The sequence below is a fragment of the Shinella daejeonensis genome (assembly GCF_024281235.1).
Lineage (GTDB): Bacteria > Pseudomonadota > Alphaproteobacteria > Rhizobiales > Rhizobiaceae > Shinella > Shinella daejeonensis.
In genome coordinates this window covers 76,233-88,825 of the sequence record NZ_JAHWXY010000010.1, presented here as the reverse complement: position 1 = coordinate 88,825, position 12,593 = coordinate 76,233, and the positions used below count along the sequence as shown (strand labels likewise).

Below are 12,593 nucleotides of genomic sequence, written 5' to 3'. Positions count from 1 at the left end.
CTTTTGGGTGAGCCTACACCGATGCGTTCGCGGTGAGCCATTTCTCCAGAGCCTCAATGACCTTCAGCCGAAGTCCATGACCATTTAGCAGGGCGTTGCCGAGCGAGGCATCCAGCTTCGAAAAGCCCATCTCGCCCATGATGTCACCCGTCGTCATTCCGCGTTTGGTCTTGATGTGATTGATACGAGCAACCGTTGCCGGAAGAAGGTAGCGGCCGGTGCTTATCGATGTGGACGGTGTCCTTGTTGGTAGGGCACCCGTCTTGGTCAACCAGGCCAAGAAATCTTTTCGCTCTGAGTTGCTGGACTTGCTCCAGGCGTTCTTCAACTCATGTAACCGTGTCCTGGGTTTTTTCAGGTCGGCCGCCGCCGCTGCTTCCGTCACCGTCCGATATTTCCCGTCGACCAGATCGGCATATATCGCCGGATGGTCCCGTATCAGCCGCTCTTCGTAATATGCCTTGTCGCGCTTCTGTTTCTTCGCCATATCGTGTCCGGTCTGCACTGCCGCCCAATCGACCAGGGAGCCTCACTGGCGCGTTTGGCATGCTGTTTGCTGGATAGCAACGTCGTCGTGCAAGGATCCAGACAGTGCGTCTGTGAGTCGATTATCGGCCTCGATGAGGACGGCAAGGCAGGGAGGAAGCTGCCAGAGCACGAGGATCTCGTATAGGACGCCGCCCGTCGATGACCGAAGTGCAGACTGACGCTGCAAAGCAAGCTGTCGAGATCGACCTGGAGACTGTCGCCGAGGTCGCTGCGAGATATCAGGTTCATCCGAAAACGCTGGCTCGGGTTCTACGCAGCGCCCGCATCGAATAGCATGGCGAAATGGACAAAAGAGACTCTCGGATGCGCTTGCCACGTCGAACGCTGCGAAGTAGCGACTCGTCCGAGTCGGCGTGCTTAGCATGCCTTGCAACCAAAATTTTTAACTACCTCGTTATATGACCTGTAGTTGTTTCCCTCAACAGCGTTGGTGGGAAATGTCGTCGTAAGACTCAAGCGCCGTTTAAGAATTCAGGTTAGAGACTAAGCTAGATGTTCGATATTGCCGTCCATTATTTGAACCCTCCTCAGAGCCGAGCAAATACCCTTAGGAAGACAATCGGCGCAGCAGAGGAAATCTCAGAGGCCGTTCGAGAAATAAGTCTTCGTCCCGGGGAGCGTCTTCTAGGATTCTTGTGCCTTCGCAATCGGGATGTCATCTCACATGTCTGCTGGGGTCGCCGAGGACATAAGGCGGCCACACAGCTCCGGCGGTTGAATTTAGATAGCCCAAAAGAAATTTCGCCGATCAACGTATCAGAACTTCGGTCTAGAGAGGGTTGGAGCGAATTCATCCGCTTCTTCGACGGGCGAGATGTCTTTTACTCCGCTGACGATTCCCGCGAATTTATTGCAAAGATGCGAGAGGAGTCTGAGGATGTAGATTTGTTTATCAAAGCGGCGGAGACCGATTACGGCCTCATCGACGAGCTCAGCCAAGATGAGATTCAAATTGTCCGCCAAGAGCACGACGCCGTCGAAATGGCACTGCGTATAGCCAACATGACGCCTAGAAAGTCATATCGGTGGTCACCTAGCCAACAAGGCAAAACGGCCATTACTTCGTTCTTTACAGGTTTAGAACCTGCCTCACACATGGAGGACGACGTCGTCCGTTGGGACGTCGCAAGAATACCGGGATATGACTTGCTTCACGAAACTGTCTTCGGTCACTACGTGCTGGAAGACGGCGGGACAATCTTACACACGTTCCATGCAAACAAGAATGCCTTGGAGCATACTCTCGGGGTCGACCTGATATATTTTAATGAGCAGCATGAGAGTTTTGTTCTCGTGCAATACAAGATGGCTGAGCCTCAAGGCAACACCCACGTATTTCGCTTCCCGGACAAACAGCTCGAGAAAGAAATCGATCGCATGGACCGAACAATGGAGGTCCTTGCTAACGAGGTAGCTACAGCCACGAACCAAAGCGCAGCCTTTGATTTCAGGCTTACCGCCAGTCCCTTTTTTCTAAAGATTTGCCCGCGTGATGCTTTCGAACCGGACGAAAACGAACAAGTTAAAGGAATGATTATTCCCATAGATATGTGGAAAGCCGTCACAGCTGATACAACGAATAAGTTTCTAGGGCCAGCTGGAGGCGGAATACTTAGCTTTGATAATTGCCCCCGATACTTTGATAATACGCAGTTCATCTCCATCATGCAAAGTGGGTGGGTAGGAACCTCTTCTGTTGCGCGAAGCTTTCTGGAACAAGTAATTACCGAAATCATCAATAGCGGAAAATCTCTTGTCCTCGCAGCAAAGTTGCGATCTCGGAAAGAGGAAACTCCGGCACCAGTGCGAACAAAGAAGAAGGCACGGAAAGGTGTAAACAAGAGAAAGGCCAAGACCGTGGAACGTAAGGCTAAGAAGGGAGCGTAGAGATACCCGGGAAACTGAATGGTGCTGCTTCCCACTTTGCGCCCGCTCATCTTTAAAGCAGCGGTCGCGGCCTCGGCCATAGTTCCTGTCGTGGTCAGGTTTGGCATCGCTTCCGTTGGCCCAGATCCTTAGCCGCTCGCTGTGTGCGAGATCATAGACCGGCGCACGAAGGCCGCTTTGAGGCAAACGGTTGAATGGCAGCATGGCGGTGGCTATTAACGGCCCGCGCTGCAACTCAAGCGGAGAGGTGGCAGAGAGGTCGAATGCACCGCACTCGAAATGCGGCATACCTGCAAGGGTATCGTGGGTTCGAATCCCACCCTCTCCGCCATCCCGCCGATTGCCCTCTATGGCGCGATGTCGCCGCCGTTTACTGCCGGCTACGCTACCGTTAGAAAAGAACATCAAACCCACCGATAGCCCGCTATGGCACGACATTATTGGCTGGTGTCATCACAATGGCGCTTATGTCGCGGTCGCCAGGTTCACCCCGTCACCCCACAGCTTCGGTGCCTCTCTTTCGCTCGGAATAGCGATCTGTCGGATATGAGCACGCGTCGCGCGTCAGCAGCGTAAACTTGAGCTGCGGCATCCGCACCATTGGGTTGCCAGCAGCGCGCGGCCTTCAAGAGTGATAGGGTGATCGCTTTGCCGGTACTGCTACTATACCGGCAGGAAGTTGCGTAAGAGACCGGCGCTGGCGACGCCGATCAGTACGGTCGGCAGCAACGACAGACGGGTGGCCGCCAGCGCTGTCAATGCGAGCGAGATCAGGTCGGCGGGATGGCCTGTCGCGAAGTGCGGCGCGATGACCGAGATCAGTACGCAGCCGGGCGCCGTGTCCATGACCGTCGTGACGCGCGGCGAAAGCGTCCTGTTGCCGAGCAGCAGATAGCCGCCGATCCGGGTTAGATAGGTTGCTAGCGCCATCAGCAGGATAGCGGCGAGCGTGGCTGGAGCGAGCGTCATGGCCGGGCTCCGATCCACGCGGCGGCGGTGCCGGAGACGACGCCGGCCGGCACGTACCAGGCGCCAGGGACAAGGACATAGACGGCGACCGCGACGACAAGGCTGACCAGCCATGGCAACGCCGCCCGAGCGCCTTTCCACATGCCGGCGAGCAGCACGAGGAAGACAGCCGGAAACGCCATATCGAACCCATAGACGGTGATATCGCCGAGGACGGGGCCGATCTGCGCGCCGATCGCCGTGAAGACGATCCATGACGTCCAGAGCGGAAGTGAGACGCCCATGTAATAGGCCAGGCTGAAGGCAGATCGATTACCCTGCAATTCGCGCTTCTTCGCGTCCGCCAGCCCCATCGCCCAGCTCTCATCGCACATAAAAAAAAGAGCGGGCAGCGCTTTGCGACGCGGCAGGCAGCGCAGATAGGGCGCGAGTGCGGCGCCCATCAAAAGGTGTCGGCTGTTGACCAGCAGCGTTACCCCGACGACCAGCAGCAGATGCGGCGGCGAACTCCATAGAGCGATGACCGCGAACTCCGAGCCACCGCCAAAATTGAGGCCGGTCAGCATCGGCACTTCGACAGCGCTGAACCCTTTGGCGACGGCTTGCGCGCCGAGAACGAGAGCGAAAGGGACGAAACCAAACATGACGGGTAAGGAAGCGAGGACCCCGAGCCGGAACTCGGAAGGCACACGCTCTGTCAGGACATCCCCGCCGCTTACATCGGTATTGCTCATAAACTCAAATCCGTAGTTGTTTATAGCGCACCTGCGCCGATTTGTGGCGTTCTAGCCCAAAACATACCGAATTTTGTTGCGTATATTGCAGGAACCTTCATGAAATTGATATTCAATGCCCATGAACGGCGGATGGATGAAATCGTATGTCAACGAAGCTAGATTGCATTGATCGGGCGATCATGCGGGTTCTTCAGCAGGAAGGCCGCGTTCAGAATATCGAGCTGGCGGAACGGGTTGGGTTATCACCCTCGCCCTGTCTGCGCCGGGTTCGAATGCTTGAGGATTCGGGCGCGATCGCCCGCTACGTCGCCCTGCTCGATCCAGCGAAGCTTGGCATGGGGTTGACGGTGTTCGCCCGTGTGTGGCTCATCGGCCAGGATGAGGACACCGTCGCACCCTTTGTCGAGGCGATCAGGAAGCTGCCGCAGGTTGTGGAATGTCAGCTCATGGCGGGCGACTGCGATTTCATCCTGCGCGTCATCGCGCCCGATCTTGACGCCTATAGAGCTTTTCAGATGGAATACCTTGGCCGGATCAAGGGCGTGCGCAGCATCAAAACTGAAATTCCCATGCAAACAATCAAACTAACCACGGAAATCCCAATCTAGGGGCTGGCGCGAAAATCCCGAAACCTGCGGTGCTTTTATGCTCATGGATATGCCGCAGGGCGTCAGAAGGCCTGACGGCTCCCCCCTGAAAGTCTGCTCGCTATCCCCATAAGCTTTTTCATTCTTCTAATTGCGGCTAGATTTGTTCGATTGAAGAATTATGTTCCCATATGGGATACCCTCAAGGGAGCTATAGTAATTGGAACCGAACCGGCTTGGCGACATCGCCGCCTTCGTCGCCGCCGTCAGGACGGGCAGTTTCACCGCGGCGGCGACAGCGCTCAACCTGACCCGTTCGGCTGTCGGCAAGAGCGTCGTGCGGCTGGAAACGCGGTTGGGCGCGCGCCTGCTCAACCGCACCACCCGCAAGCTGAGCCTGACGGACGAAGGCCGCGTGGTCTATGAGCGCTGGCGCCAGATTCTGGAGGATCTGGACGAGGTGGAGGCAACGATGGCGGCGCGCCGCGGGCAGCCGACCGGCACACTGAGGCTTACTGCGCCGCTCTCGTTCGGCCAGCGGCATATATTGCCGGTGCTGGATACCTATATGACGCAATGGCCGGCGTTGCGCGCGGATGTGAAGTTCACCGACCGCTTCATCGACCTGATCGAGGAAGGCTTCGACATTGCGGTGCGGATCGGCGCGCCGCGTGAAGACGCCCAGCTTCTGACCCGGACCGTGGGCTGGCAGCAATTCGTCACCTGCGCCTCGCCGGACTACCTGGCGAGAAAGGGCGTGCCGCAAACCCCGCAGGATTTGACGGGACACGACATCATTGCCTTTCTCAGCGGTGAGCACCCAAATGCCTGGCGCTACCAGACGCCTGACGGCATCTTTCTGCGCGAGGGACCGGGGCGGCTCAATATCGATAGTTCCGAAGCGCTGCGGGAGGCCGCTCTCGCCGGCTTCGGCCTGATCCATCTGCCGACCTATATCACCGGCAACGATTTGCGCGCCGGCGCACTTGTGGAAGTGCTCAAGCCTTTCCGGGCGTCGCCGGATCCGATTCAACTGCTCTATCCCAGCAAGCGGCATCTTTCGCCGCGCATCCGCGCCTTCATCGATCTGCTGGTGGAACGCTGGCAAGACGGCGTACCGTGGGAGACATAGTGATGGTTCCGGTCCCTGATTAGGGAACCTAAGGACCGGGTGATGGAAGTATGTGAGGGTTTATCGGCTCTTTGGCTCTAATTAGATTGTCTGCAACGACAACGAGCCAGGAAAACCCCATGACTGTTTCCCCGCCCGGCTTGGCGCTGGCGCAGCCCTCCCTATTCGACAGTTACGACCTTTCCGGGTTGAACCTGTCCAATCGCATCGTCATGGCGCCGATGACGCGCGCCCGGGCGCTCGACACCATCCCGCCGGAACACACTGCCCTCTATTATGCGCAACGCGCCAGCGCAGGGCTGATCATCACCGAAAGCGTGCAGGTTTCCGCGCAGGGCCGGGGCTATCTGTGCACGCCGGGCATCCACACGTCCGAGCAGACCGCCGGCTGGAAACGCACCACCGACGCCGTGCATCGCGCTGGCGGCCGCATCTTCGCGCAGCTCTGGCATGTCGGGCGGGTTTCGCACACCTCCCTGCAGGAAGACGGTCAGCCGCCGGTGGGGCCGGTGGCCGTGCCGGCCGCCGACACGCTGGTGCAGGCTTATGATGCGGATGGGCAGCCCGGCCAGGTGCCCGCAAGCGTGCCGGTCGCGCTCGACATCGCCGGTATCCGGCAGGTGATCGAGGATTTCCGCCGCGCGGCGCGCAATGCGCTTATGGCCGGCTTCGATGGCGTGGAGATCCATGCCGGCAACGGTTATCTGTTCGAGCAGTTCATCAACGGCGGGCTGAACACCCGCGAAGACCGCTATGGCGGCGCGCCGATCGCCAACCGCCTGCGCCTGTTGCTGGAAACCGTCGACGCGGTGTCCAAGGAAATCGGCAGCACACGGGTCGGGGTGCGCATCTCGCCCTTCGCTCGTTTGGCCGATTTGCAGGCTTTCGAGGGCGAAGAGGCCACCTGGCTGGCTTTGGCCGGAACGCTTTCGCAACGGCGGCTCGCCTATATTCATGCCAGCGATCTGGGCACGCCGGACTTCCGCCATGCCTTCCGCAACACCTGGTGCGGTACATTGATCCTGGCCGGGGGCTTTACGGCCGAGACGGCGCAGCAGGCCCTTGCCGCAAACGAAGCCGATCTGGTGGTCTTCGGCCGCCCCTTCATCGCCAATCCCGATCTGGTCGAGCGGCTCCGCCATGGCTGGCCGCTCGCCGAGGCCGGGCGCGAGGCGCTCTATGGCGGCGGCGCGCATGGCTACATCGACTATCCCGCCTACAGCCCGGCGGCATAGCGCTGCAAACAACATCAACAGCACGCACGCAGACCACGCCCGGTTCGAAGGCGTGCTCAGCGATACAGAAAAACTCTCAAGGAGCAGATTATGACCGCCTTATCAGTCCTCGACCTGGTGATGATCGGCGAAGGCAAAAGCTTTGCCGAAGCGCTGGACGAGTCACGCCAGTTGGCGCGGCATGTCGAGCAGCACGGCTATAGCCGCTACTGGATCGCCGAGCACCACAACATGCCCGGCATCGGCTCCGCCGCCACGCCGCTGATCATCGGCGAAATCGCTTCGGCCACTTCGACGATCCGGGTCGGTTCGGGCGGCATCATGCTGCCCAACCACTCGCCGCTGGTGGTGGCCGAACAGTTCGGCACGCTCCAGACCATCCATACGGGCCGTATCGACCTCGGGGTCGGGCGGGCGCCGGGCAGCGGCGGGGTAACGGTTCAGGCGTTGCGACGTGGCGCGCCGGAACGCGACTTCGCCAAGGATGTCATGGAGGTGATGGCGTATCTCGCCGACGAGGGCGATCTGCCCGTGCGCGGCGTTCCGGGGCGCCATGAGGTGCCGGTGTGGATTCTCGGCTCCAGCCTCTACGGCGCCGAACTTGCGGCGTTGCTGGGCCTGCCCTATTCCTTCGCCTCGCATTTCGCGCCGCGCTTCCTGCATCAGGCCATCGCGCATTACCGCAAGAATTTCCGCCCGTCCAAACACCTCGCCCGGCCCTATGTCATGGTCGGCGTGAACGTCTTTGCCGCCGACACCAATGAAGAGGCCGAATATCTGGCTAGTTCGCATCGCAAATGGATGCTGGACCTGCATGTGGGCCGCATGGGCCTGCTGCCCAAACCCATGGAAGGCTACGTCGAAAACCTGCCCGAAGGCGAGCGGGAGGTGCTGAACCAGGTCATGGCCTGCACCGTCGCCGGGGACAGGGCCAGGGTCGGCGCATGGATGCGGGACGTCGCCGCCGCGACCGAGGCGGACGAGTTGATCATCGACAGCCGCATCTATGAGCCGCAGGCGCGCCTACTTTCCCACCAATATGCGGCGGAGGCGATGGGCGATCTGCTGACCCGACCGCAAGTCGCAACCCGCGCCGCATAAAAAGCATAAGCAGAAATTCCCATACTCAAACGCCACGCCGCTCCGCTCCCAGCGGGCGGTTGGGCAAGGATATTGCCATGCAGACCCTCGATCTCGGCAGCATGCCTGCCGCCTATCAATCCCATCCCGGTTACAGCCGGGTCTTCCGGCCCGGCAAGCTCACCTTCGGCTTCATCATGCCGCTGGAAGGCTATCCGGATTCGCCGTTCCCGACGCTGAAGGATCACACTTGGCTGGCCAAGCTGGCCGATGACGCCGGGTTTTCGGCGCTATGGATGCGCGACGTGCCGTTTTACGATCCCGGTTTCGGCGATACGGGCCAGATGCTCGATCCCTTCGTCTATCTGGGCTATCTGGCCGCGCACACGCGGCGCATAGCCCTGGGAACGGCGGGCATCGTGCTGCCGCTGCGCGATCCGCTGACCATCGCCAAGCAGGCCGTCTCGGTCGACCAGTTGACGGGCGGGCGTCTGATCCTCGGCCTGTCGAGCGGCGACCGGCCGGTCGAATATCCGGCCTTCGGCGTCGACTTCGACAACCGCGCCGATCGCTTCCGCGAAGCCTTCGATCTGGTGCGCACGACCATCGAGGACAGCTTCCCGACCAAAAGCACGCAGTTTTACGGTCAGCTCAGCGGCAATCTCGATCTCGTGCCCAAGTCTGTCATCGGCCATGTCCCGATGCTGGTCGTCGGGCGCGCCCGGCAGGATATCGGCTGGATCGCCAATAATACGCAAGGCTGGATCTGGCATCTGAGCGACTTCGGCCGATTGCCGAACCTGTTGCAGGAATGGCGCGCAGCCCGGACGGACGACAGCTTCCGGCCCTATGGCTACGGCTCGTTCTTCGAACTGACCGAGAACCCCGACGATTCGCTGCGCTATGTCGGCAACCGCTTCCGCATGGGCCGCAACCAGCTGATCGCGCATTGGAAGCAGCAGGAAGAACAAGGCGTCAGCCATGTCGCCCTGAACCTCAAGCCCAACCGCCGGCCGGTCGAGGAAATCCTGCAGGAACTCGCCGAATATGTGTTGCCGCACTTCCCCGGAGAATAAGAGATGACCACAGTGACACGGCAACATCTTCTGGAACGGCTGGAAGCTGTGCGCGCCCTTTGGCTTGGGCTGCCGATCGAGCGTACGGACGAGATATTCGCCGATGCCGTTCACCTGTCGACCAGCTATCACGGCGAAACCCAGGGCCGCGCTGCGGTTCTGGACGCCCTGCGGTCGACCTTCACCGGGCTGGAGCTGGACTATCTGAGCGTCAACAATCGCGTCGCTCGGACGCAAGGGCGCGCCGGCGTGGCGTCTGCCTATTTCCATGGTCAGGGCACAAACCCCGCCGCGCTCGACCAGCAGGTGCTCTTCGGCGGCTTGCTGGTCGTGTCGCTCGATCTCGACGGCGAACGGTCCAGTATCGCCGACATCAAGGTGCAACTGGTCTGGACCGAAGGCGCATCTGCGCTGCTCGACGGCTGGCGGCTGCCGGCCGCCGACCGGCAATGGCAGCCCGGCGACCCTCCGGCGGTTATCGTTAGCGAACTCGACGCCGTATGGAACCGCTTTCCGCAGTCGGACCTCATCCTCTCCGATGACGACGCCATCGCCGAGGCCTGGTTCCGCTATGCCTGGGCGCTCGATCAGGCCGACTTCGCGCTGTTTGAAGGGGCTTTCCACGAAGACGCCGAGGCGGAATTGACGCCGATGGGCCATATGCACGGCCGTCGCCTGCTCATGGGAACGCTCAAGGCGTTTCGGATGCCCTGGCCGTGGATGCAGCACCATGGCGCGCCGATCAATATCGAGATCGCAGCCGATAGGCGGTCAGCCAAACTCATCCTCGGACGGATCATTCCCGGCCAGACGGAAACACCGGACGGCGAGCCCCTCTTTGGCGCCCACTACCAGATCGAAGCAGTGAAATCCGACGACCTAGGCTGGCGGATCAAAACAATGGACTATCTGCCCGGCTGGATCACCGCCAGCCCCGAATGACGATGCCTGTCGGCGAAACACAGGAGTGAATCTGATGACTGATACCCAACGCGTGGTGATCCTCGGCGGTCACGGCAAGGTGGCGTTGCTCGCCGCCGGGAAACTCAAAGCCGCGGACTATGCGGTCGACTCGATAATCCGTAATTCCGGCCAGAGCGACGCCATACGCAAAGCCGGCGGCAATCCCGTCGTGCTCGACATCGAAACAGCGGGTGTGGAGGAACTCGCTTCGCTGTTCTCCGGCGCCGCCGCGATCGTCTTCTCGGCAGGCGCAGGCGGGGGCAATCCGCAACGCACCCATGCTGTCGACTTCGAGGCCGCGACCCGCGCCATGGCCGCGGCCCAAAAGGCGGGGGTAATGCGCTTCGTCATGGTCTCCTATGCCGGCGCGGGCGAGGACGTCCACCGGCTCGATCCCAAGGATTCGTTCTATCCCTATGCAAGGGCCAAGCACGACGCGGATACGCAACTGCGCGACAGCACGCTCGCCTACACCATCCTCGGCCCCGGCCTGCTGACGACCGAGCCGGCCACCGGAAAGCTCACGCGAACCGAGGACGCCGGCGATTGGCCGGACAGCCAGCGCGTCACCTCACGCGAGAATGTCGCCGAAACGATCGCGCACGTCATCAACGCCCACGCCGCCATCCGCCAGACGGTGAACTTCTACGATGGCGAGACGCCGATCGCCGATATTATAGCGCAGCTTCGCAAATAACCCGGCATGTCGGCCGGCCTTCGGGCCGGGCGGCTTCCGAGGGGGGAATATGCCGGCCTCAGGCATGAAACCTCTGCCGATACTCGCTCGGTGACAGCCCGACGATGCGCAGGAAGATTTTGCGGAACGCGCCGGGATCGGAGTAGCCGACCTCCCACGCCACGCGCTCCACCGGCAATTGGCCGAACTGGAGCAGTTCCTGCGCCCTGGCGACGCGCAGGCGCTGGGCATAGTCGGTCGCGGTCAGCCCGGTGGCCTTCTGGAACCGGCGCAGGAAGGTGCGTTGTTCAAGGCCGGCTTCGCCCGCGAGAATCGACAGCCGCGCTTCTTTACCCTCATTGGCTTGCAGGAAATGCTGCGCCTTGAGGATCGCCGCGTCACCGTGATTGAGGCGCGGCACGAAGCCGCTATAGTAACGCTGCTCGCGTCCCGGCGGATCGACCAGCAGCATTCTCGCAGTTCTGGCCATCACCACGGGTCCGAGAAAGCGATCGACCAGCTTCAGCCCCAGATCGGTCCACGCCATCAGCCCTCCGGCCGAGATGATGTCGCCATTGTCGATGATCAGCCGATCGATGTCGATCTGCGTATCGGCGAAACGATTTCCGAAAGTTTCGGCCAGCGTCCAGTGGGTGGTCACCGTCCTGCCTGCCAGCAGGCCGGTTTCTCCCAGCAGGAAAGCCCCGGCGCAGATGGAAGCCAGCACCGAGCCTTCGCCATGCCGTTCGCGCAGCCAGCCCGCCAGCGACAACGCGGCTTCGCTGGCGATCGGCGGCTCCAGCGAGGGCGGCAGGATCAGCACGTCGCAGATTTTCTGCTCTCGCACTTCAGCCGGGCCGTCACTGTCAAAGACTACCGCCGGCGCTGCCGCTCCATCCGCTTGCAGATGGTGCACGCCAAGTCGGGGCGCGTCGGGGTTTGCGTCCTGCGCGATACGGCCGGCGACCTGGAACAGGTCGGCCAGCCCGAGGACCGCCGACATCTGCACGCCGGGATAAAGGACGATTCCGATCCGCGCATCGGTCATTTGTCGATATTGCCTCTGATTCTGTCGATAATGCCAATGGCTGCGACTGTCGCTCGCAACGATATTGGGTGCAAGCAACATCCAGTCAAAAGGAACCCGTCATGTCGAAACGCGCCATCTTCGTCGTCGATCTCCAGAACGAATATTGGCCCACGGGCAAATTCCCGCTGGTGGGGATCGACGCCGCCGCCGCCAATGCCGCCCGCGTCATCGCCCATGCCCGAAAGCAGGGTGATCTGGTCGTCCATATCCGCCATGAGATGCCCGGCGGTCCGATCTTCGCGCCCGGAAGCGACGGGGCGGAGATCAACGCGGCCGTGCTGCCGCAGGGCGATGAGCCGGTCATCACCAAGAATTTTCCCAATTCCTTCCGCGAAACCGGGCTGGGCGATTTGCTCAAGGAAAAAGGCGTCGAAGAGACCGTCGTGATCGGCGCGATGAGCCATATGTGCGTCGACGCCACGACGCGCGCCGCAAACGACCTCGGCTACAGCACCGTCACCATCCACGACGCCTGCGCCACCCGTGATCTGGAATTCGACGGCGTGACAGCACCCGCCGCGCAGGTTCATGCCGCGCTGATGGCGGCGCTCGCCTTCCTCTATGGCGAGGTGATCAGCACCGACGCGTTCATCGCGCGCTGAACCGAGCCGG

Annotated in this window: 14 protein-coding genes and 1 tRNA gene; 11 read left to right on the top strand and 4 right to left on the bottom strand. The window is 60.9% G+C overall.

The features are described from left to right. Nucleotides 1-13: 13 nt before the first annotated feature. Complete coding sequence (locus KYK29_RS18735; protein WP_254692413.1) at nucleotides 14-487, bottom strand: hypothetical protein; 474 nt, start codon at nucleotides 485-487, stop codon at nucleotides 14-16. 200 nt (nucleotides 488-687) lie between these two features. On the opposite strand from KYK29_RS18735, the gene KYK29_RS22505 reads away from it, so the two are divergent. From KYK29_RS22505 to KYK29_RS18725, 3 genes are all read left to right on the top strand, one after another. Continuing rightward, a complete protein-coding gene (locus KYK29_RS22505) occupies nucleotides 688-822 on the top strand; it encodes a hypothetical protein (RefSeq protein ID WP_302795620.1) in 135 nt (44 codons plus the stop codon). Nucleotides 823-1,041: 219 nt separating this feature from the next. Beyond that, the gene (locus KYK29_RS18730; protein ID WP_254692412.1) at nucleotides 1,042-2,436 is read left to right on the top strand and encodes a hypothetical protein; all 1,395 of its coding nucleotides are present in this window, start codon (nucleotides 1,042-1,044) and stop codon (nucleotides 2,434-2,436) included. 241 nt (nucleotides 2,437-2,677) lie between these two features. Further along, nucleotides 2,678-2,767, top strand: a tRNA-Ser gene (locus tag KYK29_RS18725). A gap of 332 nt (nucleotides 2,768-3,099) precedes the next feature. Here KYK29_RS18725 and KYK29_RS18720 read toward each other — a convergent pair. Both KYK29_RS18720 and KYK29_RS18715 read right to left on the bottom strand, forming a co-directional pair. Then, nucleotides 3,100-3,405, bottom strand: a complete 306-nt coding sequence (locus tag KYK29_RS18720; RefSeq protein WP_254692411.1) for an AzlD family protein — start codon at nucleotides 3,403-3,405, stop codon at nucleotides 3,100-3,102. Then, entirely contained in the window at nucleotides 3,402-4,139 is a 738-nt protein-coding gene (locus KYK29_RS18715) for an AzlC family ABC transporter permease (RefSeq protein ID WP_254692410.1), read from the bottom strand. The genes KYK29_RS18720 and KYK29_RS18715 overlap by 4 nt, the downstream gene beginning before the upstream one ends. Before the next feature lie 146 nt (nucleotides 4,140-4,285). Here KYK29_RS18715 and KYK29_RS18710 point away from each other — a divergent pair, with 146 nt between their 5' ends. From KYK29_RS18710 to KYK29_RS18680, 7 genes are all read left to right on the top strand, one after another. After that, nucleotides 4,286-4,750, top strand: coding sequence for an Lrp/AsnC family transcriptional regulator (locus KYK29_RS18710; protein ID WP_254692409.1), 465 nt, complete (start codon nucleotides 4,286-4,288; stop codon nucleotides 4,748-4,750). 199 nt (nucleotides 4,751-4,949) lie between these two features. Continuing rightward, nucleotides 4,950-5,861: a LysR family transcriptional regulator gene (locus KYK29_RS18705; RefSeq protein WP_254692408.1), complete on the top strand. Its 912-nt coding sequence runs from the start codon at nucleotides 4,950-4,952 to the stop codon at nucleotides 5,859-5,861. Nucleotides 5,862-5,980: 119 nt separating this feature from the next. Further along, nucleotides 5,981-7,096 (top strand): alkene reductase, encoded by a 1,116-nt coding sequence (locus KYK29_RS18700; RefSeq protein WP_254692407.1) that lies wholly within the window; start codon nucleotides 5,981-5,983, stop codon nucleotides 7,094-7,096. Nucleotides 7,097-7,186: 90 nt separating this feature from the next. Continuing rightward, the gene (locus KYK29_RS18695) at nucleotides 7,187-8,197 is read left to right on the top strand and encodes an LLM class flavin-dependent oxidoreductase (protein ID WP_254692406.1); all 1,011 of its coding nucleotides are present in this window, start codon (nucleotides 7,187-7,189) and stop codon (nucleotides 8,195-8,197) included. A gap of 77 nt (nucleotides 8,198-8,274) precedes the next feature. Next, complete coding sequence (locus KYK29_RS18690) at nucleotides 8,275-9,252, top strand: LLM class oxidoreductase (RefSeq protein WP_254692405.1); 978 nt, start codon at nucleotides 8,275-8,277, stop codon at nucleotides 9,250-9,252. A gap of 3 nt (nucleotides 9,253-9,255) precedes the next feature. Next, entirely contained in the window at nucleotides 9,256-10,194 is a 939-nt protein-coding gene (locus KYK29_RS18685; RefSeq protein WP_254692404.1) for a nuclear transport factor 2 family protein, read from the top strand. A gap of 34 nt (nucleotides 10,195-10,228) precedes the next feature. Further along, nucleotides 10,229-10,912, top strand: a complete 684-nt coding sequence (locus KYK29_RS18680) for an NAD(P)H-binding protein (RefSeq protein WP_254692403.1) — start codon at nucleotides 10,229-10,231, stop codon at nucleotides 10,910-10,912. A 58-nt stretch (nucleotides 10,913-10,970) separates the two neighbouring features. On the opposite strand, the gene KYK29_RS18675 is transcribed toward KYK29_RS18680, so the two are convergent. Beyond that, nucleotides 10,971-11,939 carry a GlxA family transcriptional regulator gene (locus KYK29_RS18675; RefSeq protein WP_254692402.1) on the bottom strand — a complete coding sequence of 323 codons (969 nt, stop codon included), beginning with the start codon at nucleotides 11,937-11,939 and terminating at the stop codon, nucleotides 10,971-10,973. 101 nt (nucleotides 11,940-12,040) lie between these two features. On the opposite strand from KYK29_RS18675, the gene KYK29_RS18670 reads away from it, so the two are divergent. Then, nucleotides 12,041-12,583, top strand: coding sequence for a cysteine hydrolase family protein (locus tag KYK29_RS18670; protein WP_254692401.1), 543 nt, complete (start codon nucleotides 12,041-12,043; stop codon nucleotides 12,581-12,583). Nucleotides 12,584-12,593: the final 10 nt, after the last annotated feature.

What these genes read in the sequence shown, in the direction of transcription:
- KYK29_RS18735 (WP_254692413.1), bottom strand. Translation starts at nt 487, where the DNA reads ATGGCGAAGAAACAGAAGCGCGACAAGGCATATTACGAAGAGCGGCTG.
- KYK29_RS22505 (WP_302795620.1), top strand. Translation starts at nt 688, where the DNA reads ATGACCGAAGTGCAGACTGACGCTGCAAAGCAAGCTGTCGAGATCGAC.
- KYK29_RS18730 (WP_254692412.1), top strand. Translation starts at nt 1,042, where the DNA reads ATGTTCGATATTGCCGTCCATTATTTGAACCCTCCTCAGAGCCGAGCA.
- KYK29_RS18720 (WP_254692411.1), bottom strand. Translation starts at nt 3,405, where the DNA reads ATGACGCTCGCTCCAGCCACGCTCGCCGCTATCCTGCTGATGGCGCTA.
- KYK29_RS18715 (WP_254692410.1), bottom strand. Translation starts at nt 4,139, where the DNA reads ATGAGCAATACCGATGTAAGCGGCGGGGATGTCCTGACAGAGCGTGTG.
- KYK29_RS18710 (WP_254692409.1), top strand. Translation starts at nt 4,286, where the DNA reads ATGTCAACGAAGCTAGATTGCATTGATCGGGCGATCATGCGGGTTCTT.
- KYK29_RS18700 (WP_254692407.1), top strand. Translation starts at nt 5,981, where the DNA reads ATGACTGTTTCCCCGCCCGGCTTGGCGCTGGCGCAGCCCTCCCTATTC.
- KYK29_RS18695 (WP_254692406.1), top strand. Translation starts at nt 7,187, where the DNA reads ATGACCGCCTTATCAGTCCTCGACCTGGTGATGATCGGCGAAGGCAAA.
- KYK29_RS18690 (WP_254692405.1), top strand. Translation starts at nt 8,275, where the DNA reads ATGCAGACCCTCGATCTCGGCAGCATGCCTGCCGCCTATCAATCCCAT.
- KYK29_RS18685 (WP_254692404.1), top strand. Translation starts at nt 9,256, where the DNA reads ATGACCACAGTGACACGGCAACATCTTCTGGAACGGCTGGAAGCTGTG.
- KYK29_RS18680 (WP_254692403.1), top strand. Translation starts at nt 10,229, where the DNA reads ATGACTGATACCCAACGCGTGGTGATCCTCGGCGGTCACGGCAAGGTG.
- KYK29_RS18675 (WP_254692402.1), bottom strand. Translation starts at nt 11,939, where the DNA reads ATGACCGATGCGCGGATCGGAATCGTCCTTTATCCCGGCGTGCAGATG.
- KYK29_RS18670 (WP_254692401.1), top strand. Translation starts at nt 12,041, where the DNA reads ATGTCGAAACGCGCCATCTTCGTCGTCGATCTCCAGAACGAATATTGG.